Origin of the sequence: Cobetia sp. SIMBA_158 (genome assembly GCF_046566945.1) — a bacterium.
Lineage (GTDB): Bacteria > Pseudomonadota > Gammaproteobacteria > Pseudomonadales > Halomonadaceae > Cobetia > Cobetia amphilecti.
In genome coordinates this window covers 1-330 of the sequence record NZ_JAWJYL010000146.1, presented here as the reverse complement: position 1 = coordinate 330, position 330 = coordinate 1, and the positions used below count along the sequence as shown (strand labels likewise).

Sequence of the window (330 nt, the reverse complement as noted above, 5' to 3'; positions counted from 1 at the left end):
CGGGGATCGTAGCGCTACTGTTTTCGGTGGTTTATTTGCTGGCAGGGGAACACATCATTGCGTTACTGACGTCGTTAACCCAGATTCAGCAGCTGGCTGACCGCTATCTTATCTGGCAGGTGATTTTGCCGTTGGTTGGCGTCTGGCTGGAACGGCGACTGGCGGCCAAATCCTCGAAAACCCAAAGCATGAAAACCAAATCTCCGGCGCTATGGGCGGCGGTGATTATGTACTGCTTCTCGCTGCGAAGAATGGCGAATCTACGCAAGGTTCAGCGACTGGCGCAAAGTGGCGTTCTGGTGGTCAGCGATCGCTTCCCGCAGGCTGAAA

1 pseudogene is annotated in these 330 nt (G+C 54.8%); it reads left to right on the top strand.

Annotation, left to right across the window (positions count from 1 at the left end):
- Window positions 1-330 (top strand): annotated as a pseudogene (locus tag R2R70_RS19370) (hypothetical protein); the annotation flags it as partial.